This window comes from Sinomonas sp. B1-1 (assembly GCF_050474465.1).
GTDB lineage: Bacteria > Actinomycetota > Actinomycetes > Actinomycetales > Micrococcaceae > Sinomonas > Sinomonas flava.
On record NZ_JBCHVF010000003.1, the window covers coordinates 157,050 to 178,891 of the forward strand.

Here is a 21,842-nt window from a genome sequence, read left to right on the forward strand (position 1 = left end):
CGCGGAACCGGGACCAGTGCGCCGTGCGCTGGCCGGCGCGACTGACGGGGGGACCGCTTTGCGACGAGCCGGGGGGCTGCGCCAGCACGCGCCGCGCATTGTGACTGCCATCGCGATGGCCTGCGTGGGGGCGGTCCTCGTCACCGCCGCGATCCTGTACCCGGGCTTCAGGTCCGTCTCCGCGGACCTCAACGACGGCGGCGTCTGGGTCACCAACGGCTCCATGAACATGGCAGGCCACCTCAACTTCTCCTCCAAGGTCCTCGACGGCGGCGTGGCGGCGCGCTCCAAGACCTTCGACGTCGTCCAGCAGTCACGCTCCGTGGCCGTCCAGGACAAGGGCGTCGCCACCCTGAGCCCCGTCGACTCGGCCGAGGTGCGCCTCAGCGGCGACCTCCCGTTCAGCGGCACCGGGACCGCGGCGTTCGGGAGCACGACGGCGGCGCTCGCCGACCCGGGCACGGGCCGTGTGTGGGCCCTGCCGCTCGAACGGCTCTCGGGGTTCAACCCCGAGTCGACGGAACCCAGCGCGCAGGACGTCCCCGGCGCCGTCGCCACCGTCTCGTCCGAGAACGAGGTCGTCGCGGTCTCACCGGCCCGCAGCGAGATCGTGCGCATCCCCGAGGGCCGCGAGGCCACGTTCACCACGGTCGACGGCCTGGCCCCGAACGCGAAGGTGCAGATCGCCACTGTGGGGAGCGACGCCGTCGTGCTCGATCCCGGCAGCGGGACCCTCCTGCTCCCCGGCGGGCAGAAGGTCCAGCGCGACGACTTCCGCAACGCGCAGCTGCAGCAGTCCGGGCCCGCGGCCGGAAACGTCGCCCTCGCGACGGCGAAGGCACTGGTGCTCATGCCGCTCGGCGGGGGTGCCGGCCGGCAGCTCGACGCCGCGCAGGGCCGCCCCGGCCTGCCCGCACGCCCGGTCCAGCAGGGCGGCTGCGTCCACGCCGCGTGGTCCGGGACGGGCATGTACGTGCGCGACTGCGGCGGCCAGACCGAGACCAAGGACATCCCCTCCGCCAAGCCGGACTCCGAGCTCGTCTTCCGGGTCAACCGCGACATCGTGGTGCTCAACGACGTCCGCGGGGGCAACGTGTGGCTCGTGACCGAGCAGATGCAGCTCGTGAACAACTGGCAGGAGATCGTCCCCCAGAAGCAGACCAAGGACGGGGACAAGGAGGACTCCGCCGAGATCATGCTCCAGAAGGAGCTGCCGGACCGGACCGAGGAGAACAGGCCCCCCACCGCCATGCCGGATGACTTCGGCGTGCGCCCGGGCCGGACCGTGATCCTCCCCATCCTGCTGAACGACACGGACCCCGACGGAGACGTCCTCACCGTGCGGCCCACCGGCACGGCGGCGCGGATCGGCCAGGTGCAGCCGATCTTCAACGGGGCCGCCCTGCAGATCGTGGTCAACGCCGGCGCCACGGGCAGCGACGCGTTCGAGTACGAGGTCTCCGACGGTCGCGGGGGCACGGCCTCCGCGCGGGTCAACCTCACGGTGCGGGACGGGTCGTCGAATGCCGCGCCGCGCCAGCTGCGCGCGAACACGATCGCCGTCGAACAGGGCAGCACGGTCTCGCAGAACATCCTCGGGGACTTCGTCGACCCCGATGGCGACGAGCTCTTCCTCGCCGGCGCGAGCACCCCTGCCCCCGGGGACTCGGTCCGCTTCCAGGCCGACGGAACGGTCGTCTTCACGGACGGCGGCCTGGGCCTGGGCAAGAAGGAGATCCGCATGCGCGTCTCCGACGGCCGCGACGTCACCGAGGCCACGATCTCCGCGGACGTGCGCGCCGTCGGGAGCCTGCCCCCGCAGACCACGCCGGACCACGTCCGCACCGGAGTCGGCGAGCCCATCGTGGTCTCCCCGCTCGCGAACGACATAGACCCCTCCGGCAAGGGCCTGCGGCTCCTGCGCGTGGAGCCCGTCGCCGGGCTCGACATCGTCATGAACTCCGAGGACGGCACCTTCTCGGCCCAGGCGGCCGAGCCCAAGGTGTACTACGCCGTCTACCTCGCCTCGAACGGCTCCGCGACGGCGCAGGGCCTCGTGCGCATCGACGTCGAGGCGGCGAAGACCGACGGCGGCGCGCCCGTGGCGGTGCGCGACGTCGGGCTCCTGCCCACGGGCGGGAGCGTCCTCGTCGACCCGCTCGCGAACGACACCGACCCCGCGGGAGGCGTCCTCGTCGTTCAGTCGATCTCGCTGCCCTCCGACGCGCCCATCACGGTCTCCGTCATCAACCACGCGATCCTGAAGATCACGGACACCCGCGGCCTCAAGGAGCCCCTCTCGATCGGCTACGTCGTGTCCAACGGGGACAAGACGGCGAGCTCGACCGTGACCGTGACGCCCGTGCCGCAGCCGGCCAAGCTTGAGCCGCCCGTGGCGAAGGGCGACGAGGTGGTGGTCCGTGCGGGAGACACCGTGACGATCCCCGTCCTCGCCAACGACTCCCACCCCAACGGCGCCCCCATCACACTCAGCCCGAAGCTCGTCGAGGTCCCGGACGCGGCCGCGGGGCACCTCTTCGTGGACCAGGACACCCTGCGCTTCTCCGCCGGGCCGAACCCCGGGACCGTGTACGGCATCTACGAGGTCGTCGACCCCGCGGGCCAGAAGGACTCCGCGAAGGTCACCATCACCATCCGTGCGGACGACCCCGCCCAGAACGCCATGCCCGTGCCGAAGAACCTCACCGCCCGCGTCCTCGCCGGCCACACCGCGAAGGTCGCCGTGCCGCTGGACGGCGTGGACCCCGACGGCGACTCCGTCACAATCACCGGCATCGAGAAGCCGCCGGCCCTCGGCACCGCGATCGTCAAGGACGGGTACATCGAGTACAGCGCGGCGAACAACGCCTACGGCAAGGACACCTTCACGTACGTCGTGGAGGACCGCTACGGCGGCCGCGGCGTCGCGACGGTGCTCGTCGGCGTCGCCGCCACCCCGAACAGGAACCAGGCTCCGATCCCGGGGGACGACAAGGTGTCGGTCCGTCCCGGCCGGCCGGTGTCCGTCGACGCCCTGGCCAACGACACCGATCCCGACGGCGACACGGTCCGCCTCGTCTCCGACGGCTTCGAGGTCCCGGACGGGGCGGCCGCGCGGGCCGACCAGGGCCGCGTCGTCGTCACCGCCCCGGCCGTGCCCGGCACGGCGACGGTCCGCTACACGGTCGACGACGGGCGCGGCGGCCGCGCGATCGGCAGCATCATCGTCGAGGTCAGCCCCGAGGCGGAGCTCAAGGCGCCGATCGCCCGGGACGACCGGGTCAACGCCATGGACGTCGCGGGCAGGACGACGTTCGCCGTGGACGTCCTGAAGAACGACGAGGACCCCGACGGCGTGGCAGGCGACCTCAGGGTCGAGGTCCCGGCCAGCGCGGCCGCGGCCGGGACCACCGTGAACGGGCGGACCGTGAACGTCGCGCTGGCCCAGCAGCCGCAGGCCATCCCGTACACCGTCACGGACGTGGACGGGCTCTCCTCGACCGCCATCATCTGGGTCCCCGGGCTGCGCGACCAGCGGCCGGTCCTGAAGACCCTGAACCCCGTCCACGCCAAGGCCGGCGAGCCGCTCGAGCTGAAGCTCGGCGACTACGTCACGGTGCGTCCCGGCCGTGCGCCGCGGATCACGACCGAGGCTGGGGTCACCGCCATCGCCTCCGACGGGCAGCCGCTCGTGAAGGACGCCGGCACCCTCCGGTACGCGGCGCGCAAGGACTACGGCGGCCGGGCCTCGATCACCTTCGAGGTCACAGACGGCTCCGGCCCCGACGACCCCGAGGGCCTCAAGAGCGTCCTGACGATCCCGCTCGATGTCGAGCCGACCGCCGACAAGCCCAACACCCCGCCCACGTTCGCCACGAGCGCGCTCGAGACGGCGCAGGGCGAGGACGGGGCGCGGCTGGACCTCCGCGCTGCCACGACGGACCCCGACCCGGGCGACATCGACCGCATGTCCTTCCGCCTCACGGGCGGCGCGCCCGAAGGGGTGGACGTCAGCCTCGACGGCTCGGTCCTCGTCGCCAAGGCCGGCAGCGCCCAGCGGGGCGCCGCGGGGCAGGTCGGCATCGAGGTCGACGACGGCCGCGGCGGCAAGGTCTCCGGGGCGGTCGAGGTGCGCGTCGTCGGCTCGACCCGGCCGCTCGCCGTCGCCAATCCCGACGCGGTGCCTGAAGCGCAGGCCGGCAAGCCGGTCGAGATCCCCGTCCTCGCCAACGACGCCAACCCGTTCCCGGACAAGCCGCTGAAGCTCCTGAACGCCACCGTCGGCTCCGGTGGGGGGAGCGCGCGGGTGGACGGCGACCGCGTCGTCGTGACCCCCGCCGCGGGCTTCCACGGCCAGCTCACCGGCTCCTACCGCATCCAGGACGCCACCGGGGACGGCGACCGCGAGGTGGAGGGGCAGTTCACGGTCACCGTCCGCGACAGGCCCGACGCGCCGAGCGCGCCCGTCGTCGACAGCATGTCGAGCCGTCAGGTGGTCCTCCACTGGGCTCCGCCGGCGAACAACGGCGCCGAGATCACCGGCTACAAGGTCGGCTTCGCCGGCGGGAGCCAGGACTGCCCGACCAACACGTGCACCATCGGCGGGCTGGCGAACGGGACCCAGTACACTTTCACGGTCATCGCGGTCAACGCTGTCGGGCCGTCCGCGCCCGGCCCTGCCTCCGCCCCCGTGACTCCGGACGCCAAGCCCGCGGCCCCCGCGGCGCCCGTGCTGACGCGCGGCGACAAGACGATCTCGATGGCCTGGACCGCCCCGGCGAACGAGGGCACCCCGATCCAGAGCTACACCATCGAGCTGTCCTCGTCGCAGGGCCTCCAGCGGAAGACCGTCGGCCCGGTCACCCAGCTCACGTGGGACGGCCTGACCAACGGCGTCGAGTACCGGGCACGGATCCAGGCGAAGAACGGCGCGAAGGACCCGTCGGACTGGTCCGCGCTCTCGGCCGCCGCCAAGCCGGCCGGGCCACCGCTGGCGCCCGCGGCACCCCAGGCGGCCCGCATGACGTCGGCCGTCAACGGCGGCGCCGTCGACGTCACCTGGGCCTCGGAGCCGCTCAAGAGCAACGGCGAGCCGGTCACCGGCTATGCCGTGAAGGTCTACCGGAACGGGGCGCTCGAGAAGACGACGGCGCAGACTGCGCAGACGTCCCTGCAGGTCACCGGCCTCGACAACTCGTCCAGCTACACGTTCTCCGTCGTGTCCTCGAACAAGGTGGGGTCCTCGCCGGAGGGGGCCCGGAGCAACGCGGTGACGCCCTACGGCCGCCCCGGCGCCGTGACCACCCTGTCGGCGACGCCGTACGACACCACCGGCGACGGGCACCAGGTGAAGCTCGCCTTCACCGCGCCCGCCGACAACGGCGACGCGATCTCCGGCTACCAGTACGCCGTCAACGGCGGCGGCTGGCAGAACCTGGCCGCGAGCCGGGTGGTCGGGGGCCTGGCCAACGGGACGAACTACTCGTTCATGGTGCGCGCCGTGAACTCGGCGGGTCCGGGCCCGAACGGCAACAGCGACGCCGCCAACCCCTACGGCCGGCCCCAGACGCCGGTTGCCAGCGCCGCCCAGAACGGAATCCGGGTCAACATGACGTGGAACACCGGCGGCTACGACAACGGCCGGCCCACGAACGTCACGGTGACGATCGACGGCGGCCAGGTCGCCAACGACGGCGCCGCGACGGTGGGCAACGGGCCCGACGAGGCGCACTCGATCACGGTCAAGGCCTGTGTGCAGGGGGAGCCCACGAACTGCTCCACGAAGTCGGACTCGGCCCGCACGGCGTCGCCCTCGGCGACGCTGGCCCAGGGCCCACGCGCCAACGACCCTCAGTGCACGTCCAACGCGTGCTGGTACTTCGACGTCACGGGCCGGAACTTCCACCCCAACACGAGGGTGCACGTCCAGTGCTACATCGACTCCGCGCCCAACCCGCACGTCTTCGCCGAGTATTGGGACACCACGGACGGCAACGGCTACTTCCGCAACAACCAGTACTGCTTCCTGGGCAAGGACTCGATCAACCCCTGGTCCAACGGCTGGGCAGTGGTCGACGACGGCAAGGGCGGGCGCGCGAGGACCAACAACAACACGTGGTAGCTGTGGTTCTCGCCACGGGCGAACTCTTCAGGACAGACACTGTCCTGAAGAAGTGAGACCCTTGTCCGGTGGAAAACGTCGAACGGCCGTGGGCCGCCCTCTGGTCCCTCGTCATCGGGTTCTTCATGATCCTCATCGACACGACCATCGTGTCGGTGGCGAACCCCGCGATCATGCGGGCGCTCGGGGCCGACATCAATGCGGTCATCTGGGTCACGAGCGCCTACCTGCTCGCGTACGCCGTGCCGCTGCTCATCACCGGCCGCCTCGGTGACCGCTTCGGCCCCAAGAACATGTACCTCGGCGGGCTCGTGGTCTTCACCCTCGCCTCGCTGTGGTGCGGCCTCTCGGGAAGCGTGGGGTCGCTCATCGCTGCGCGCGTGGTGCAGGGGCTCGGCGCCTCGCTCATGACCCCCCAGACCATGGCCGTCATCACGCGCATCTTCCCGCCGGAGCGCCGAGGCTCCGCGATGGCGATCTGGGGCTCGACGGCGGGCGTTGCGATGCTTGTCGGCCCGATCCTGGGCGGCGTCCTCGTGGACGGGGCCGGCTGGGAGTGGGTCTTCTTCATCAACGTCCCGGTCGGCGTCGTCGGCTTCCTCCTCGCGGCACGGCTCGTCCCGCGCCTGGCGACCCACGCGCACCGCTTCGACTGGCTCGGCGTCGTGCTGAGCGGCGTCGGCATGTTCCTGCTCGTGTTCGGCATCCAGGAGGGCCAGACCTACGCGTGGGGAACGATCTCCGGGCCGCTCACGGTCTGGGAGCTGATCATCGCCGGGGTGGTGGTCATGGCGCTCTTCGTCGTGTGGCAGTGGCGCAACCGGGCGGAGCCCCTCGTGCCGCTCGGCCTGTTCAGGGACCGCAACTTCACCCTCGCGAACGTCGGCATCACCACGGTGGGGTTCGCCGTGACGTCGTTCGGGCTGCCGACGATCTTCTACTACCAGCTGGTGCGCGGCATGACGCCGACCCAGTCGGCGCTCATGATGATTCCGCTGGCGGTCCTGTCCGGGGCGCTGGCGCCCGTCGGTGGCAAGCTCGTGGACCGCGGGTACGCGAAGGTCATGAACATCGGCGGGATGCTGCTCTTCGCGTTCGGACTCGTGCTCTACGCCGTCCTCCTGACCCCGGACATGCCGATCTGGGCGCTGCTCATCCCGAGCGCGGTTGTCGGTCTCGCGAACGCGGGGTTGTGGGGACCGCTCGCGACCCTCGCCACGCGCAGCCTCCCGCCGCAGCTGGCCGGCGCGGGCTCCGGGATCTACAACACGACCCGCCAGATCGGGGCGGTCCTCGGGTCCGCGGCGATCGCTGCCCTCATCCAGGCGCGCCTCGCGGCCGAGATGCCCGGCGGCGGCCAGTCCGGCGCGGCCGGCGACTTCGCCGGGGCGGCGCTGCCGCCCATGCTGCATGCACCGTTCTCGGCGGCGATGGGCCAGTCGGTGCTCCTCCCGGCGGCGGTGGTGCTCGTCGGGTTCGCCGTCGCGTTCTTCTTCGTCAAGGTGCCCGCGGCGCCGAAGCCGGCTCCGGCGCCGAAGCAGCCCGCCCCCCGCTGACGCCGCGACGCCGAGGTCACCCCGTGTGCGCCCGAGGTCACCCCGTCTGCGCCCGAGGTCACCCTTTCTGCGCCCGAGGTCACCTCGTGTGCGCCCGAGGTCACCGGATGTGGCGCCGAGGTCATCCCTTCTGCGCTCGAGGTCACTCCACGAGGGGTGATCTCGGCGGCAGTGGGGGTGATCTCGGCGTCAGTGGGGGTGATCTCGGCGCCAGTGGGGGTGACCTCGGCGGGTCAGGGGGTGCGGGGTCCGAGCCGGACGGAGGCCAGCTGGCCCGCAGGGGCGATGCCGAGCGAATCGACGAGGCGCAGCGCCGCCGTCGTGTGCGACGGCACCGCCACCTGGACCACGAGGCCGTCGGCGAGGGCCTCGTGCGCCGCGATCGAGGCGACGAGCCGTCCGAGCCCGCGCCTACGGTAAGCCGGGGCCACGAGCACGGACAGGTCGGCCAGGAGCCCACCTTCCTCGCCGTACGCGGCGCAGGCCGCCGGGCCATCGGGGAGCATCAGCGTGAAACGATGCTCCCGCCGGGTGAGGCCCGCGGAGCTCACGTCGTCGGGTGGGCACCGCATCTCCAGCTCGATCGCCTCGGGCGCCCCCCGGGAGACCTCCGGCTCGACGTCGGGCTGCTCGAGCGGGAGGTCGTCCGCGAAGCCCAGGACGGCGGTACGCAGCCCGTGGGCCCCGTGCCCGGCGAGCCTCAGGAGCGCGCTGCCGGACACGAGGTCTTCGGGCGCGTAGTCGGCGGCCGCCTCCACGAGCTCCGTCGGCCCGGCGATGGCCAGCTGCCCGAAGAGCACGACGGCGACCAGCTCCTCGGCGTCGTCGCGGCACCCGAGCAGCCGCGCGCCGTCGTCCGCGAAGGCCAGGTCCGCCAGACCCAGCCGGCGCGCCCAGACGAGCCGCACGATGTCGCGGCTCCCCTGGTGGAATGTCCCTGCGGTGCCCACGTCTCAGCCGAAGAGGACGGCTGCCTCGTCGTAGCGGTGCTGGGGGACGGTCTTGAGGCGGCCGAGGGCGGCGTCGAAGCCGACGTGGACGATGTCGGTGCCGTCGAGGGAGACCATGGTCCCCCAGCGGCCCTCGACCACGGAGTCGATCGCGGCCATGCCGAGCCGGGTGGCCAGGACGCGGTCGAACGCGGTGGGGACGCCGCCGCGCTGGATGTGCCCGAGGATCGTCGCGCGGGTCTCGATGCCGGTGCGGGACTCGATCTCGGGGGCCAGCTGCTCGGCGATGCCGCCGAGGCGGGGCCGGCCGAAGGTGTCCAGGCCGCGCTCGGAGTGCGGGGCGCTCATGCCCTCGAGGACAAAACCCTCGGCGACGACGACCAGCGGAGCGCGTCCGCGTTCGTGGGCCAGACGCACCCAAGTCGCGACCTGGTCCATGGTGACCCGCTGCTCGGGGATGAGGATCGCGTGGGCGCCGGAGGCCATGCCGGCGTGCAGGGCGATCCAGCCGACGTGGCGGCCCATGACCTCGGCGATCATGCAGCGGTGGTGGGACTCACCGGTCGTGCGGAGCCGGTCGATCGCCTCGGTCGCGATCTCCACGGCGGTGTCGAAGCCGAAGGTGTAGTCGGTGGCGTCGAGGTCGTTGTCCACGGTCTTGGGGACGCCTACGATCTTCAGCCCGGCGTCGGTGAGCCTCTTCGCCGCGGCGAGCGTGCCCTCGCCGCCGATCGCGATCATGGCATCGATGCCGAGCCGGTCCATGTGGCCCTTGATCACCTCGGGGCCGCCGCCGTTCTCGAACGGGTTGGTGCGGGAGGTGCCCAGGATCGTCCCGCCCTGCTTGGCGATGCCGCGGACGCTCGTGCGGGGGAGGTCGACGATGTCGCCCTCGACGACGCCGCGCCACCCGTCGCGGTACCCCACGAACTCCTGCCCGTGGACGGCGATGCCCTTGAGCACCGCTCCGCGGATGACTGCGTTGAGGCCGGGGCAGTCGCCGCCAGAGGTGAGGATGCCGATCTTCATGCAGGGCCTTTCCGTGGTGGGTACGGCCAGCCCCGCAGATGCGGGGGCCGCCGTGCTTGCTCGAGGCGCCCCGTTGAGCCCACGGCGATTGTATCGGCGGCCTCTTCGTGATGCACACCACAGCCGAGGCCGGGTGTCACGGTTCCGCGCGTTCCTCCGGTGTTCCGGCGCCGGCCGGCCCGCGGCGGCCTCGGGCGGCCGCCACCACGCCGCCCACCACAAGCCCCAGACCCCCGACAAGGAGCAGGACGACGGCGACCATCCCTGGGTCGACGGCGAACCATCCGAGGCGTCCCGCCACGATCAGCGCCGCAAGGGAGACGACGACGGCGCCCCAGATGACCGTCCCCAGGCTCGGTCCCTGCCGGTACTCACGCTCGGTGCTGGGCTGCGTGCTCATCTCACCGCTCCTGTCGGATCTCGATGCTGCTCATGGTCGCGTGCACGCGCACGACGAGGGCGGAGCCGGCCCGGTCGGCGTTGTACGTCTCGGAGTCCTTGGCCGTGATGCCCGAGAGGGACTTGGACCCGAAGTTCACGGTGCTCAGGACGGAATCTGCCTCCACCCGCACGGGAACATCCTTGGGGACCGTGATCTTGAGGCTGCTCATCGTCGCGTCCACCGGAACCGCTGCATCGGAGGCGAGGGGGCCTGCGGTGTCCAAGGCCCGCAGGTCGAGCTGCCCCGAGGCGCCCGTGAGCGAGTAGCCGGCGGTCGCCTGCGCCACTGTGCTGGGCGACAGGTCCACCACCCCGGGTGTCTGGCTCAGCTGGTAGGCGGGCTGCGTGATCGCGGCTCCCGCCAGGGCTACGACGGCGAAGAAGGAGAGGATGCCGCTCGAGCGCCCACGCAGCCCGGCGACGATGATGCCGAGGCCCACCACCGCGGCCGCGACGGCCCAGATGGCGCCTGAGGCCGGGTCGACGAGTGGGTTCCCCGCGAGCTGGAAGGCGAGCAGCACCGCCGCGACGATGACCGCAAGCCCGACGACGACGGTCGCGTACGGTCCGCCGGGCCCGGGCCGGGAGGGGCGCACCACGGTCGGGGCCGGGGCGCCGGGCGCGTGCCCGGACGGTGCTGGCGCCGTTCCGTACGCCGGGCCGTAGGGAACGGTCGAGGCATAGAGCGGCGGCGGCACATCGTCGGGCGGCACGGCGGCGTCCGGCGGCACGGTGGTGTCGGGCGCCACGGTGGTGTCGGGCGGCACGCTGCCCGGCCGCCGCGAGCGGGCAGAGCGCGCGATGCTGGTCACGATCAGCACGGCGACGGCCAGCCAGAAGACGCCCCACACGGCGCCCCAGACGGGGCCGCCACTGCCGGCCTCGTAGGCCAGGCCGGTCCGTGTTCCGCCCAGGCCGAGGACTGAGGCCACGAGGGCGCCCGTCATGCCCCCCGTCCAGTGGCCGTGGATGGCCTGCTGGAGGTGGATGCGGCCGTCGGGCTCGGGAAGCAGGAGCCAGAGGACCCCGTAGACGAGGAGCCCGGCTCCGAGGAGGATCGACGCGACGACGAAGAGGCCCCGCACGAGGATCGGGTCCACGCCCCATCGATGGGCGAGCCCGCTCGCGACGCCTCCCGCCCAGCGGTCGGTGCCGCGCGAGACGCCGAGCGTGCGGACCCAGGTGAAGAAATCCGTGCCGGCGTGGCCGGAGGGCTGGATGGGGGCCCCTGGGGCTCCTTGGGCCTGGTGGCTGCTCATGACTCGGTCCTTCCAGACACGACACGGCGGGCTGGGCCGCTGATTCCAGTGTCCGGCCGGCCCACGCACCCCTCTAGAGGCCTTGGGCCTCTGCCTGTGGCCAACGGCAGAGGCCCGGCCCCTCACGAGGGGCCGGGCCTCCAGGGCCGGGCTTTCAGCCGCCATCAGGCGCAGCGTCGGTTCAGCTCATGCCGTCGGGCCTGTCCCGACGCCGGGCCCCGAGGATCCGCCCTTCCCGATGCTCCTGTTGTTCAGGAAGTCCTCCAGGATGATGCGGTCGTCCTGGCCGGGGATCAGGATCCACGCCACGAGGTAGGCGAGGAAGGCAGGCCCTGGGAGGAGGCACAGGAGCAGGAAGCCGATCCGGACGAACGCGACGTCCACGTTGGCCCTGGCCGCGAGGCCTCCGAGCACCCCTCCCAGCATCCGTCGTGGTCCGCGCTTCAGGCCGCTCGAGCGGATGGCGGCAAAGAATTTGTCCATGGTTCCTCCTGGTCTCTCACTCGGTCGCGTACGGGCTGGCGCCGTGGGGACCACCCTCGGAAGGATGCTCGCCCGCGGGGGAGGTGCCGGCGTCGTCCGCCGTACCCTGCCTCCTGCGTGAGGCGAGCAGCCCGCCGATGACGAGCCCCAGCCCAGCCAGGAGGAGCACCCCTGCGGCCGCGAAGCCCGGGTCGACGGTCAGCCATCCCAGCCGGTTGGCCAGCATGAGCGCTCCCACTGCTATCACGACTGCCCCCCATACGATGGTTCCCACGGCGGGCCCCTGCTTCTCCGCGGGGCCGGTCTGCACGCCGGCGGACGCGCCGCTCGGGCCGTAGTCGGTGCTCATGTCAGTTCTCCTTGGTGATCTTGACGTCGCTGAGGTTGGTGTCGAGGGCCAGGACGAGCGTCCCGCCCGGGCGGTCGGCGTTGTAGCTCTCCGAGCCCGACTGCCGCAGCCCCGCGATGCTCCTGCTGCCCAACTCGACGCTGCTCAGGGTCGTGTCGGCGCGGACGGTGACCGGGACGTCCTTGGGGATCTCGATGGTGAGGTCGCTGAGGCTCACGTCGATCGGGACGGTCCTGTCCGAGGCGAGGGGGCCGGCGTCGTCGAGTGCGCTGAGGTCGATGCGGCCCTGCGCCGCGGTGACCTGGTAGCCGTGTTCGGCCTCGGTGACGGTCGACGGCGTGTAGGCGACCCGGGTCGGGCCGTCCGAGCGCCAGGGGAATCCGTCCGCGTGCAGGGCCCTCTCGATCCCGAGCGACAGGGCGGCGGAGACGAGGGCGATCACCGCGAAGAGCGACAGGATGCCGGCGGTATGCCCGCGGAGCCCGGCCACCAGGATGCCTGCGCCGATCACCACTGCGGCGGTGGCCCACATGGCGCCCCCCGAGACGCTCACGGCACCGGCGAGGGTCAGCGCGAGGAGGGTGCCGGCCGCGAGCGCGGCGATCCCGACGACCACGGTGGCGAACCCGGCTCCCGGGCCGCGCCTGCGCGGTCGCGGGGGCAGCGGCGAGGGTGTGGGGACCGGCGCCCAGGCCCCTGCGGGCTGGCTTCCTGCCGGCGGCGCGTAGGGGCCCGCGTACGACGGCGCGCTGGTCGCCTTGGCGTAGTAGGCGTCGCCCGGCTCGGGCAGCGGGGCCCCGGCATAGTGCGCGGCGGGGGCGGGGGTGCTTCCCGGGACACCGCCGGGCGGCACGGCCCCGGGGACAGCATGCCGGCGTCGGCTTCCGCGCACGATGCTGTAGACCGCGAATGCCACGACAGCGAGCCAGAACAGCCCCCAGAAGGCGCCGCCGAACCCGCGCTCGCCGAACCAGAACCCGGCCCTGGCGCCGCCGAGGCCGAGGATCGTGACGATCAGGCCGCCGGTCATGCCGCTGGTCCAGTGGCCGCGTCCCGCTTCCTGGACGTGGATGCGCCCGTCGGGCTCGGGCAGGAACAGCCACAGGAGGCCGTAGGCGAGGACCCCGATGCCGAGGAAGATCGCGGCGACGATGAACAGGCCGCGGATGAGGATCGGGTCGACGCCCCAGCGGTGGGCGAGGCCACTCGCGACGCCGCCCACCCAGCGGTCGGAGCCGCGCACGACGCCGAGCCCGCGCACCCAGCCGAAGACGTCGCCTTGGCGGGGTGGCTGGGAGGGGCGGCCCGCGGGCGGCGGGTAGGCGCCGGGCTGGGGGTCGGGCTGCGGGCCAGCTGTCTGGGGGCCCGGGGCGGGGTCCGGATCAGGATGGGGGGACTGGGATTCGGTGCTCATGCCTCAATCCTTCCGCTCGGTGCGCCGCCCTCCCATGGGGGCCTTCCCTGAGCGGACCCTGAGCGGACCCGGGGAAGCGGCTCGGAGCGTCCCTGAGGAGGCCCCAGCGTGCTTGGATGAATGCATGAGCACCGTGCCCGTCCGCCCAGCCCTGGTCAGGGGCGAGGACCGCGTGGTGGCAGGCGTATGCTCCGGCCTCGCGCGCCATCTGGGCCTGCGCGTGGACCTGGTCCGCTGGGGCATGGTGGCGGCGGCCTTCCTCGGCGGAGCCGGGATCGTCCTGTACGCGTGGCTGTGGATCATGGTTCCCACGGCGGCGGAGGCCGCCCGTCGCGCCGCCCGCCGACCGGCGTCGCCCATCGCACCGGCGGTGGCGGCCGCCCCTCCGCCGGAGCCCGGGCCCGCGCGCCCCCGCCAGCTGCCCCGCTACACGCGGGAGATCCTGCTCGGGGTGGTGCTCGTGATCGGGGCCCTCGTGCTGGGCGGCCAGGTATTCGGAGTGGACGTCCCGGTCGACACGGTGGTCCCGATCGCGGCCATCCTCGGCGGCGTGGCGCTCGCGTGGATGCAGCTCGACGAGTCGCGCCGGCAGAGCCTCGTGCGCGGCGCGGGGGCCGAGCGCTGGACGGGCTGGCTGCGGCTCGGCGCCGGGCTGGCCCTGGTCGTCGCGGGCGTGGTGCTGGCCGTCTCCGGGGGCCAGTGGAGCGTCATCGGGACGGCGCTCGTCGCGTCGTTCGCGGTGATCGCGGGCGTGGCGCTCGTCCTGCTCCCGTGGGGGCTCAAGTTCTGGCGGGAGTACGGTGCCGAGCGCGCCGCCCGCGTGCGCGAGGAGGAGCGCGCCGAGATCGCCGCCCACCTGCACGACTCCGTCCTGCAGACCCTCGCCCTCATCCAGCGGCGCGCGGGGAGCGAGGCCGACGTCGTGCGGCTCGCCCGCGCCCAGGAGCGCGAGCTGCGCGAATGGCTGTACCGGGACGCCCGGACGTCGGGCGGGTCGTTCGAGGACCGCCTCACGGCGCTCGCCGCCGAGGTCGAGACGGCGGTGGGCGCGCCGATCGACGTCGTCGTGGTGGGCGTGGCGCCCGACGCCGCGGGGTCCGGCGAGCAGGGCAACGGCGCCTATGACGCGCTCCTGCAGGCCGCCCGCGAGGCGATGCTGAACGCGTCGCGGCACGGCGGCGGCGGTCCGGTGTCCGTGTATGCCGAGTCCCGCGGGGGCGCGGTGGAGGTGTTCGTGAGGGACCGGGGCCCCGGCTTCGAGCTGGAGGCGGTGCCGGCCGACCGGCTCGGCGTCCGCGAGTCCATCATCGGCCGGATGCGCCGCCACGGCGGCGAGGCGACGATCGCGAGCGGCCCCGGCGGCACCGAGGTGCGGCTGCGGCTGCCAGGAACGGAGGAGACATGAGCGAGAACGCCGTGGGAGGAGCCGGACCCTTGCCGGTGAGCGTGGTGATCGTGGACGACCACACGATCTTCCGGTCCGGCCTCAAGGCGGACCTCGGAGACGCGGTCGAGGTGGTCGGCGAAGCGGGGACGGTGGAGCAGGCCGTCGAGGCGATCGAGCGGCTGAGACCGCGGGTGGTCCTCCTCGACGTCCACCTGCCGGGCGGGCTCGGCGGGGGAGGGCGCGAGGTCCTCACCCGCTGCGCGCCGCTCCTCGGCGAGGTCCGCTTCCTGGCCCTGAGCGTTTCCGACGCCGCGGAGGACGTCGTGGCCGTCATCCGCGCGGGCGCCCGCGGCTACGTGACGAAGACGGCGTCGGGGCCGGAGATCACGGCCGCGGTGCTGCGGGTGGCAGGCGGCGACGCCGTGTTCTCGCCGCGGCTCGCGGGCTTCGTCCTCGACGCCTTCGGCACGTCCGCCGTCGCGGACGACGACCTGGGGAAGCTCTCGGCCCGAGAACTCGACGTCATGCGGCTCATCGCTCGGGGGTACTCCTACAAGGAGACCGCCAAGGAGCTCTTCATCTCGGTCAAGACGGTCGAGACGCACGTCTCCGCCGTGCTGCGCAAGCTCCAGCTGGCCAACCGCCACGAGCTCTCGCGCTGGGCCGCCGACCGCCGGATCTGGTGACCTCACCCCCCTCCCGCCGAGGTCACCCCGTGTGCCGCCGAGGTCACCCCGTGTGCCGCCGAGGTCACCCCGTGTGGGCGCGAGGTCGCCCCGTGTGCCGCCGAGGTCACCCCGTGTGGGCGCGAGGTCGCCCCGTGTGCCGCCGAGGTCACCCCGTGTGGGCGCGAGGTCACCTTCACGGGACGCACGACGTCGCGTCGCGGCCTGGGCGCCGAACTCACGTCAGGCGACCACTCGCCGTCGTGCGCCCGGAACAGCGCGGAGGAGGCCGGCTTGGACGAAGAGTGCCCGTGCCATCCACAAGTTGCGGAAACCGCCACTTGTGGATGACACGGGCACTTCTGGTGCGGACTGAGGTTCTTCTCCCGCTCGGAGGGCCGCCACGCGGTGACCTCGGGCCTACACGCGGTGACCTCGGGCCCACAGGGGGTGACTTCGGCGGCTTGGGTGGGGCGTGCCGCCCGGCCGCAGGCTACTTGGCGGTGCCGAGGAGCTCCTGGATCCGGCCCACGCCCTCGGCGAGGTCGGCGTCGCCGAGCGCGTACGAGAGGCGGACGAAGCCGCTCGGGCCGAAGGCCTCGCCGGGGACGATCGCCACCTCGACCTTGTCGAGGATGAGCGCCGCGAGCTCGGCCGAGGTGGCGGGGCGGACCCCGGCGATCTCCTTGCCCAGGAGGCCGCGGACGTCCGGGTAGACGTAGAAGGCGCCCTTCGGCGTCGGGCAGTTGACGCCGTCGATCTCCGAGAGCATCTTCACCATGGTCTGGCGGCGGCGGTCGAAGGCCGCCTTCATCTCCCGGACCGCGTCCAGCGGTCCGGACACCGCGGCGAGGGCGGCCATCTGCGAGACGTTCGCGACGTTGCTCGTCGCGTGGGACTGCAGGTTCGTGGCGGCCTTGATGACGTCGGCGGGGCCGACCATCCAGCCCACCCGCCAGCCGGTCATCGCGTACGTCTTGGCGACGCCGTTGAGGATCACGACCTTGTCGCCCAGCTCGGGCGCGGCGGTCGCGATCGAGGTGAACGGGACGCCGTCGTACGTGAGGTGCTCGTAGATCTCGTCCGTGACGACCCAGAGGCCCTTCGAGGCAGCCCACCGTCCGATCTCCGCGACCTGCTCCGGGGAGTACACGGCTCCGGTCGGGTTCGAGGGCGAGACGAAGAGGAGGATCTTGGTGCGCTCGGTCAGCGCGGCCTCGAGCTGGTCCACCGTGACGAGGTAGCCCTGCTCGGGGCCCGCGAAGACCTCCACGGGGACGCCGCCGGCGAGGCGGATGGCCTCCGGGTACGTGGTCCAGTACGGGGTGGGGAGGAGGACCTCGTCGCCCGGGTCGAGGAGCGTGGCGAACGTGTTGTACACGGCCTGCTTGCCCCCGTTGGTCACGAGGACCTGGCTCGCGGCGGCCTCGTACCCGGAGTCGCGGAGGGTCTTCGCGGCGATCGCCTCGCGGAGCTCGGGAAGGCCTGCGGCGGGGGAGTAGCGGTGGTATTTGGGCTGGCGCGCCGCCTCGATCGCAGCATCGACGATGTACTGGGGGGTCGGGAAGTCCGGCTCGCCCGCGCCGAAGCCGATCACCGGACGCCCGGCCGCCTTGAGGGCCTTCGCCTTCGCGTCCACAGCAAGGGTGGCGGATTCGGCGATGGATCCGATGCGCTGGGAGATGCGGGCGGAGGTCATGAGGGCATCCTTCGTGAGCGGTGGCGGGGTCGCCCTCTACTCTAGGCGGTACGGGCCTCTCGCGCCGCCCGCGCGGCGGGGCGAGTTCGACGCCGGCCCGGAATGTGCGTAGACTTGATCCTCGGCGCTGGAACTCCTAGGGCCACCTGCCTTCCGCGGACCGATGCGCGTCCGAGCCCGGAAGCTTGGTATGGTGGTCCACGGTGATTCGGCCGTCGAGGCGGTGAGCCGCCATAGGGTAGTGGCGCAATTGGTAGCGCAGCGGTCTCCAAAACCGCAGGTTGCAGGTTCGAGTCCTGTCTACCCTGCGCAAGGAATAGCCCGGCTGGTCCGGGCTTTTCCAGCACCCACAGAACGGATCCGGCGGGGATGTCCTGCGGGCGATAAGGGAGTAAGCGAGGAATCGGTGACCGAAACAGCTGCGAGCAGCTCGGCGGGCCGCCCCAAGCAGGCCAGGAAGCTCGGCTTCTTCGGCCGCATTGCCCTCTTCCTCCGGCAGGTCATCGGCGAACTCCGCAAGGTCGTCACGCCGACGCGCCAGGAGCTGCTCAACTACACCCTGATGGTGCTGGGGTTCGTCGTCGTCATGATGGTCGTCGTCTCCGTCCTGGACTTCCTCTTCGGGATCGGCGTCGGCTGGGTCTTCGACGGGACGTCGCCCACTGACAGGTAGGCCGGGTCCGCAGACCGTGGCCCGGGTGCTGGAACGAGATCCGGCACCCCGGACCGGGGTGTGCGGATGACGCATTTAAGTCGCAGATGAGGAAAGCAGGAGACTAAGTGTCTGAGCACGAGCTCGAGGATCGCGGAACCGAGCACGAGGAGACGGCCTTCGAGCCGGCCTTCTCCGATGCCTCCGACTCCGCGGCTGCCCCTGCCGCCCCCGAGGACGAGGCCACCTTTGAGGAGGAGGCCTCGGCTGAGGCCGAGACGGACGATGAGGCTTCGGCTGAGGCCGAGACGGACGACGACGAGGCTGTCGCCACCGAGGCGTTCGGCGCGCCGGGCGTCCACATCGAGACCGAGGACGAGCTCGCCACCGAGGGCACCGACGAAGCCGAGTCCGATGAGGTGGAGGCTGACAAAGCCGAGGCCGGAGAGGCCGCCGAGCCGGAAGTGCCGGTCGACCCCGCTGAGGCCGCTGCCAAGGCTGCCGAGGAGTTCCGCGCCAAGCTGCGCCGCCAGCCGGGCGACTGGTACGTCATCCACTCGTACGCAGGCTACGAGAACCGCGTGAAGGCCAACCTCGAGACCCGCATCCAGACGCTGGACATGGAAGACTACATCTTCGAGATCCAGGTCCCGATGGAGGAAGTCGTCGAGATCAAGAACGCGCAGCGCAAGGTGGTCAACCGCGTGCGCATCCCGGGCTACGTGCTCGTGCGCATGGACCTCACCGACGCCTCGTGGGGCGCTGTGCGCCACACCCCGGGTGTCACCGGCTTCGTGGGCAACGCCCACAACCCGGTCCCGCTCACGCTCGACGAGGTCTTCTCGATGCTCGCGCCCGTGTTCGAGCAGGAGCAGGCTGCCGAGGCGAAGGCAGCGGGCAAGGCCGGCCAGCGGGTTCCCTCCGCGCCGGTCGCGGTCGACTTCGAGGTCGGCGAGTCCGTCATCGTCAAGGAAGGCCCCTTCGAGACCCTCCCCGCGACGATCTCGGAGATCAAGCCCGAGTCGCAGACCCTCGTGGTGCTCGTCTCGATCTTCGAGCGCGAGACTCCGGTCACCCTCGCGTTCAACCAGGTCTCCAAGATCTAGGCCCCTGCCCGCACAGCCCAGCGCGGGGCAGGACAACTGAAGATTTCGCTCCGGGGCCGGACGCCTTTCCGGCACTGGGGCGGCGGACTGCCTGGCCATGGCAGTCACGACCGGTGCGGCGCTCCTGCTGCACCGGGAACCAGAAGAAGAGAAGGACCCTACATTGGCTCCCAAGAAGAAGGTCACCGGCCTCATCAAGCTGCAGATCCAGGCAGGCGCCGCCAACCCGGCCCCGCCGATCGGTCCCGCGCTTGGCCAGCACGGTGTCAACATCATGGAGTTCTGCAAGGCGTACAACGCCGCGACGGAATCCCAGCGTGGCAACGTCATCCCGGTCGAGATCACGGTCTACGAGGACCGCTCGTTCACGTTCATCACCAAGACCCCGCCGGCCGCTGAGCTGATCAAGAAGGCTGCGGGCGTCGGCAAGGGCTCGGCCACGCCGCACACGGTCAAGGTCGCCAAGCTCACCGACGCGCAGGTCGAGGAGATCGCCAAGACCAAGCTCGAGGACCTCAACGCGAACGACGTCGAGGCCGCGAAGAAGATCATCGCGGGCACGGCCCGCTCGATGGGCATCACCGTCGAGGGCTAGTCCCTCCTGACCGGGGTTTCGGCTCCGCTCAACCACCGGGGCGATTGCCCCACCTGAGAAGTCCGTGGCAGGGCCTAGCGCGGCCCACAACGACCACACCTGCACAAGGAGATCAAGAGCAGCATGGCAAAGCGCAGCAAGGCATACGAGGCAGCAGCCGCCAAGATTGAGGCCGGCAAGCTGTACAGCCCGGCCGAGGGCGTCGCCCTCGCCAAGGAGATCAGCTCCTCGAAGGCGGACGCCACCGTTGAGGTCGCATTCCGCCTCGGCGTCGACCCCCGCAAGGCGGACCAGATGGTCCGCGGCACGGTCAACCTCCCGCACGGCACCGGCAAGACCGCCCGCGTCGTCGTGTTCGCGACCGGTGACAAGGCCGCGGCGGCTGAGGCTGCCGGCGCCGACATCGTCGGCTCGGACGACCTCATCGAGCGCATCCAGGGCGGCTGGACGGACTTCGACGCCGCCGTGGCCACCCCGGAGCTCATGGGCAAGGTCGGCCGCCTCGGCAAGATCCTCGGCCCCCGCAACCTCATGCCGAACCCGAAGACCGGCACGGTGACCCCGGACGTCGCGAAGGCCGTGACGGACATCAAGGGCGGCAAGATCGACTTCCGCGTCGACAAGCACTCGAACCTGCACTTCATCATCGGCAAGAGCTCGTTCGACGCCCGCCAGCTGGCCGAGAACTACGCGGCCGCCCTTGAGGAGATCCTCCGCCTCAAGCCGTCCGCGTCGAAGGGCCGCTACATCCAGAAGGCCACCGTCGCCACGACATTCGGCCCGGGTGTCCCGGTCGACCCGAACGCGACCAAGGTGATCCTCGAGGGCTGATCCGCCCACGGCCTCGACAGTGAGAGCCCCCTCCCGGAGCCGGGAGGGGGCTCTCGCGTTCCCGGGGGAAGCATGCCGCGCGCCACTAGACTGGCGCCCATGAAGAGGCTTCCATGAGCCGGGACGCCGAGGCCGGCCGCCGCAGCGCCGACCTGCCGCGCCGCAGCGCCGACGCGCCGCGCCGCAGCGCCGACCTGCCGCGCCGCGTAGTGGGCCCGGCGACCACGGCGGAAGCCCACGCGCTCTTCGCTGCGGGGGCGGCCGCCGTCGTGGGTGTGGCGGTGGCGCTCGCCGCCTTCGCCGAGCGCAGGCCGGCGCTCTCGGGAGACAACGGGGTGGGCGACGTCGCGGCGATCGTGGCCGGGGCCGCGGCGCTGCTGTCCTTCACAGTGGCCTACCGGCGCTCCTACGCCGACCCGGAGCGCCGCTGGCTCGCGGAACGGCCGCTCTGGCGCCGGCTCCTCGGGCTGGTGGCGCTGTCCTTCGCGCACGCAGCGATCGCGTTCATGGTCACGTGGGCGAGCTTCCAGATCTTCCAGCGCGCGTTCACCGGCCTGACGCTGGACGCCTTCGCCGCCTCGCTCCTCACGGCGGTGGCAGGCGGTCTCGCCGGATACTCGTCGCACCAGTCCGGCTCCCGGATGGACAGCTACGCCCTGTCCAACCTCCTCGCGACCTTCCTGGCGGCGGGCGTGCTGACCTCGATGGTCACCACCAACCGCACCGACTGGTGGGAGGTGAACTTCAGCGTGCTCGGGGCCGCCGACTACGGGGTCTCGCTCACCTTCAATGCCACGCTCGTCACGGCGGGCGCCGTCATCACGCTCCTGGCCGAGTACATGACCCGCGACCTGAGGTCGCTGGACCTCTACAGGCGCCGGACCCGCTCGCCTCTGGGCACCACACGCGAGCGCCCGCTCCTTGCCAGCCTCGTGCTCCTGGGGGTCCTCCTCGCCGGTGCCGGACTGATTCCGGTGGACGTCTTCATGCCGCTCCACAACGCGCTTGCGACGGCGATGACGGCCGTCTACACGTTCCTCGTGCTGCGCGCGCCCGCGTGGCTGCCGGGGCTGGGCCGCACGTTCTACGCGGCCGGGTACGTGATGCTCGGCGCGGCAGTGCTCTCGGTGCTCATCTGGTGGCCCCTCGCCTACTACAACATGACGGCCATGGAGCTCGTCGTGGCGGGCGTCATTCTCTCATGGCTCGTGCTCTTTACAAGGAATGTCGCGGCCGCTGTCGAGGACAGTCGCGTGAGCGATCCAAATCCGGCATTCGATTAGCGCAGATTTTCCTTCGCTAGGG

17 protein-coding genes and 1 tRNA gene are annotated in these 21,842 nt (G+C 71.9%); 10 read left to right on the forward strand and 8 right to left on the reverse strand.

The genetic code is table 11. The annotated features are described in order from the left end of the window. Nucleotides 1–100: 100 nt before the first annotated feature. Together ACQ5BE_RS07725 and ACQ5BE_RS07730 are read left to right on the forward strand one after the other, a co-directional pair. Nucleotides 101–6,121 (forward strand): Ig-like domain-containing protein, encoded by a 6,021-nt coding sequence (locus ACQ5BE_RS07725; RefSeq protein ID WP_430296438.1) that lies wholly within the window; start codon nt 101–103, stop codon nt 6,119–6,121. A gap of 68 nt (nt 6,122–6,189) precedes the next feature. Continuing rightward, complete coding sequence (locus ACQ5BE_RS07730) at nt 6,190–7,677, forward strand: DHA2 family efflux MFS transporter permease subunit (protein WP_430296439.1); 1,488 nt, start codon at nt 6,190–6,192, stop codon at nt 7,675–7,677. 233 nt (nt 7,678–7,910) lie between these two features. On the opposite strand, the gene ACQ5BE_RS07735 is transcribed toward ACQ5BE_RS07730, so the two are convergent. The 7 genes from ACQ5BE_RS07735 to ACQ5BE_RS07765 all read right to left on the reverse strand — a co-directional run bounded on the left by ACQ5BE_RS07735 (nt 7,911) and on the right by ACQ5BE_RS07765 (nt 13,602). Beyond that, on the reverse strand, nt 7,911–8,627 hold the full coding sequence (locus ACQ5BE_RS07735; protein WP_430296440.1) for a GNAT family N-acetyltransferase: 717 nt from the start codon (nt 8,625–8,627) through the stop codon (nt 7,911–7,913). A 3-nt stretch (nt 8,628–8,630) separates the two neighbouring features. Then, on the reverse strand, nt 8,631–9,656 hold the full coding sequence (locus ACQ5BE_RS07740; RefSeq protein ID WP_208710006.1) for a 6-phosphofructokinase: 1,026 nt from the start codon (nt 9,654–9,656) through the stop codon (nt 8,631–8,633). Between the two features lie 136 nt (nt 9,657–9,792). Next, nucleotides 9,793–10,056 carry a hypothetical protein gene (locus ACQ5BE_RS07745; RefSeq protein WP_430296441.1) on the reverse strand — a complete coding sequence of 88 codons (264 nt, stop codon included), beginning with the start codon at nt 10,054–10,056 and terminating at the stop codon, nt 9,793–9,795. A gap of 1 nt (nt 10,057) precedes the next feature. Then, nucleotides 10,058–11,356, reverse strand: coding sequence for a PspC domain-containing protein (locus ACQ5BE_RS07750; protein WP_430296442.1), 1,299 nt, complete (start codon nt 11,354–11,356; stop codon nt 10,058–10,060). Nucleotides 11,357–11,542: 186 nt separating this feature from the next. Then, nucleotides 11,543–11,839 (reverse strand): PspC domain-containing protein, encoded by a 297-nt coding sequence (locus ACQ5BE_RS07755; RefSeq protein WP_208710000.1) that lies wholly within the window; start codon nt 11,837–11,839, stop codon nt 11,543–11,545. A 16-nt stretch (nt 11,840–11,855) separates the two neighbouring features. After that, nucleotides 11,856–12,188, reverse strand: a complete 333-nt coding sequence (locus tag ACQ5BE_RS07760; RefSeq protein ID WP_430296444.1) for a hypothetical protein — start codon at nt 12,186–12,188, stop codon at nt 11,856–11,858. A 1-nt stretch (nt 12,189) separates the two neighbouring features. Next, the gene (locus ACQ5BE_RS07765; RefSeq protein WP_430296445.1) at nt 12,190–13,602 is read right to left on the reverse strand and encodes a PspC domain-containing protein; all 1,413 of its coding nucleotides are present in this window, start codon (nt 13,600–13,602) and stop codon (nt 12,190–12,192) included. 124 nt (nt 13,603–13,726) lie between these two features. Here ACQ5BE_RS07765 and ACQ5BE_RS07770 point away from each other — a divergent pair, with 124 nt between their 5' ends. Beyond that, on the forward strand, nt 13,727–15,007 hold the full coding sequence (locus ACQ5BE_RS07770; protein WP_430296446.1) for an ATP-binding protein: 1,281 nt from the start codon (nt 13,727–13,729) through the stop codon (nt 15,005–15,007). Further along, nucleotides 15,004–15,675: a LuxR C-terminal-related transcriptional regulator gene (locus ACQ5BE_RS07775; protein ID WP_430296447.1), complete on the forward strand. Its 672-nt coding sequence runs from the start codon at nt 15,004–15,006 to the stop codon at nt 15,673–15,675. Before ACQ5BE_RS07770 ends, ACQ5BE_RS07775 begins: the two co-directional genes overlap by 4 nt. A 472-nt stretch (nt 15,676–16,147) precedes the next feature. On the opposite strand, the gene ACQ5BE_RS07780 is transcribed toward ACQ5BE_RS07775, so the two are convergent. Beyond that, nucleotides 16,148–17,353, reverse strand: coding sequence for a pyridoxal phosphate-dependent aminotransferase (locus ACQ5BE_RS07780; RefSeq protein WP_430296449.1), 1,206 nt, complete (start codon nt 17,351–17,353; stop codon nt 16,148–16,150). Between the two features lie 235 nt (nt 17,354–17,588). Between ACQ5BE_RS07780 and ACQ5BE_RS07785 the strand changes: the two genes are divergently transcribed. The 6 genes from ACQ5BE_RS07785 to ACQ5BE_RS07810 all read left to right on the forward strand — a co-directional run bounded on the left by ACQ5BE_RS07785 (nt 17,589) and on the right by ACQ5BE_RS07810 (nt 21,820). Continuing rightward, nucleotides 17,589–17,661 (forward strand) — tRNA-Trp (locus ACQ5BE_RS07785). A gap of 98 nt (nt 17,662–17,759) precedes the next feature. Beyond that, nucleotides 17,760–18,026, forward strand: a complete 267-nt coding sequence (gene secE, locus ACQ5BE_RS07790; protein ID WP_208709988.1) for a preprotein translocase subunit SecE — start codon at nt 17,760–17,762, stop codon at nt 18,024–18,026. Between the two features lie 107 nt (nt 18,027–18,133). Further along, a complete protein-coding gene (nusG, locus tag ACQ5BE_RS07795; protein ID WP_430296450.1) occupies nt 18,134–19,111 on the forward strand; it encodes a transcription termination/antitermination protein NusG in 978 nt (325 codons plus the stop codon). Between the two features lie 163 nt (nt 19,112–19,274). Then, nucleotides 19,275–19,706: a 50S ribosomal protein L11 gene (gene rplK, locus ACQ5BE_RS07800; RefSeq protein WP_208713059.1), complete on the forward strand. Its 432-nt coding sequence runs from the start codon at nt 19,275–19,277 to the stop codon at nt 19,704–19,706. A 123-nt stretch (nt 19,707–19,829) separates the two neighbouring features. Next, nucleotides 19,830–20,537: a 50S ribosomal protein L1 gene (gene rplA / locus ACQ5BE_RS07805; RefSeq protein WP_208709984.1), complete on the forward strand. Its 708-nt coding sequence runs from the start codon at nt 19,830–19,832 to the stop codon at nt 20,535–20,537. 113 nt (nt 20,538–20,650) lie between these two features. After that, nucleotides 20,651–21,820 (forward strand): hypothetical protein, encoded by a 1,170-nt coding sequence (locus ACQ5BE_RS07810; protein WP_430296451.1) that lies wholly within the window; start codon nt 20,651–20,653, stop codon nt 21,818–21,820. Nucleotides 21,821–21,842: the final 22 nt, after the last annotated feature.

Excerpts from the sequence above, each read along its gene's own strand:
- ACQ5BE_RS07740 (WP_208710006.1), bottom strand. The coding sequence starts at position 9,656 with ATGAAGATCGGCATCCTCACCTCTGGCGGCGACTGCCCCGGCCTCAAC.
- ACQ5BE_RS07745 (WP_430296441.1), bottom strand. The coding sequence starts at position 10,056 with ATGAGCACGCAGCCCAGCACCGAGCGTGAGTACCGGCAGGGACCGAGC.
- ACQ5BE_RS07750 (WP_430296442.1), bottom strand. The coding sequence starts at position 11,356 with ATGAGCAGCCACCAGGCCCAAGGAGCCCCAGGGGCCCCCATCCAGCCC.
- ACQ5BE_RS07755 (WP_208710000.1), bottom strand. The coding sequence starts at position 11,839 with ATGGACAAATTCTTTGCCGCCATCCGCTCGAGCGGCCTGAAGCGCGGA.
- ACQ5BE_RS07760 (WP_430296444.1), bottom strand. The coding sequence starts at position 12,188 with ATGAGCACCGACTACGGCCCGAGCGGCGCGTCCGCCGGCGTGCAGACC.
- ACQ5BE_RS07765 (WP_430296445.1), bottom strand. The coding sequence starts at position 13,602 with ATGAGCACCGAATCCCAGTCCCCCCATCCTGATCCGGACCCCGCCCCG.
- ACQ5BE_RS07770 (WP_430296446.1), top strand. The coding sequence starts at position 13,727 with ATGAGCACCGTGCCCGTCCGCCCAGCCCTGGTCAGGGGCGAGGACCGC.
- ACQ5BE_RS07775 (WP_430296447.1), top strand. The coding sequence starts at position 15,004 with ATGAGCGAGAACGCCGTGGGAGGAGCCGGACCCTTGCCGGTGAGCGTG.
- ACQ5BE_RS07780 (WP_430296449.1), bottom strand. The coding sequence starts at position 17,353 with ATGACCTCCGCCCGCATCTCCCAGCGCATCGGATCCATCGCCGAATCC.
- rplA (WP_208709984.1), top strand. The coding sequence starts at position 19,830 with ATGGCAAAGCGCAGCAAGGCATACGAGGCAGCAGCCGCCAAGATTGAG.
- ACQ5BE_RS07810 (WP_430296451.1), top strand. The coding sequence starts at position 20,651 with ATGAGCCGGGACGCCGAGGCCGGCCGCCGCAGCGCCGACCTGCCGCGC.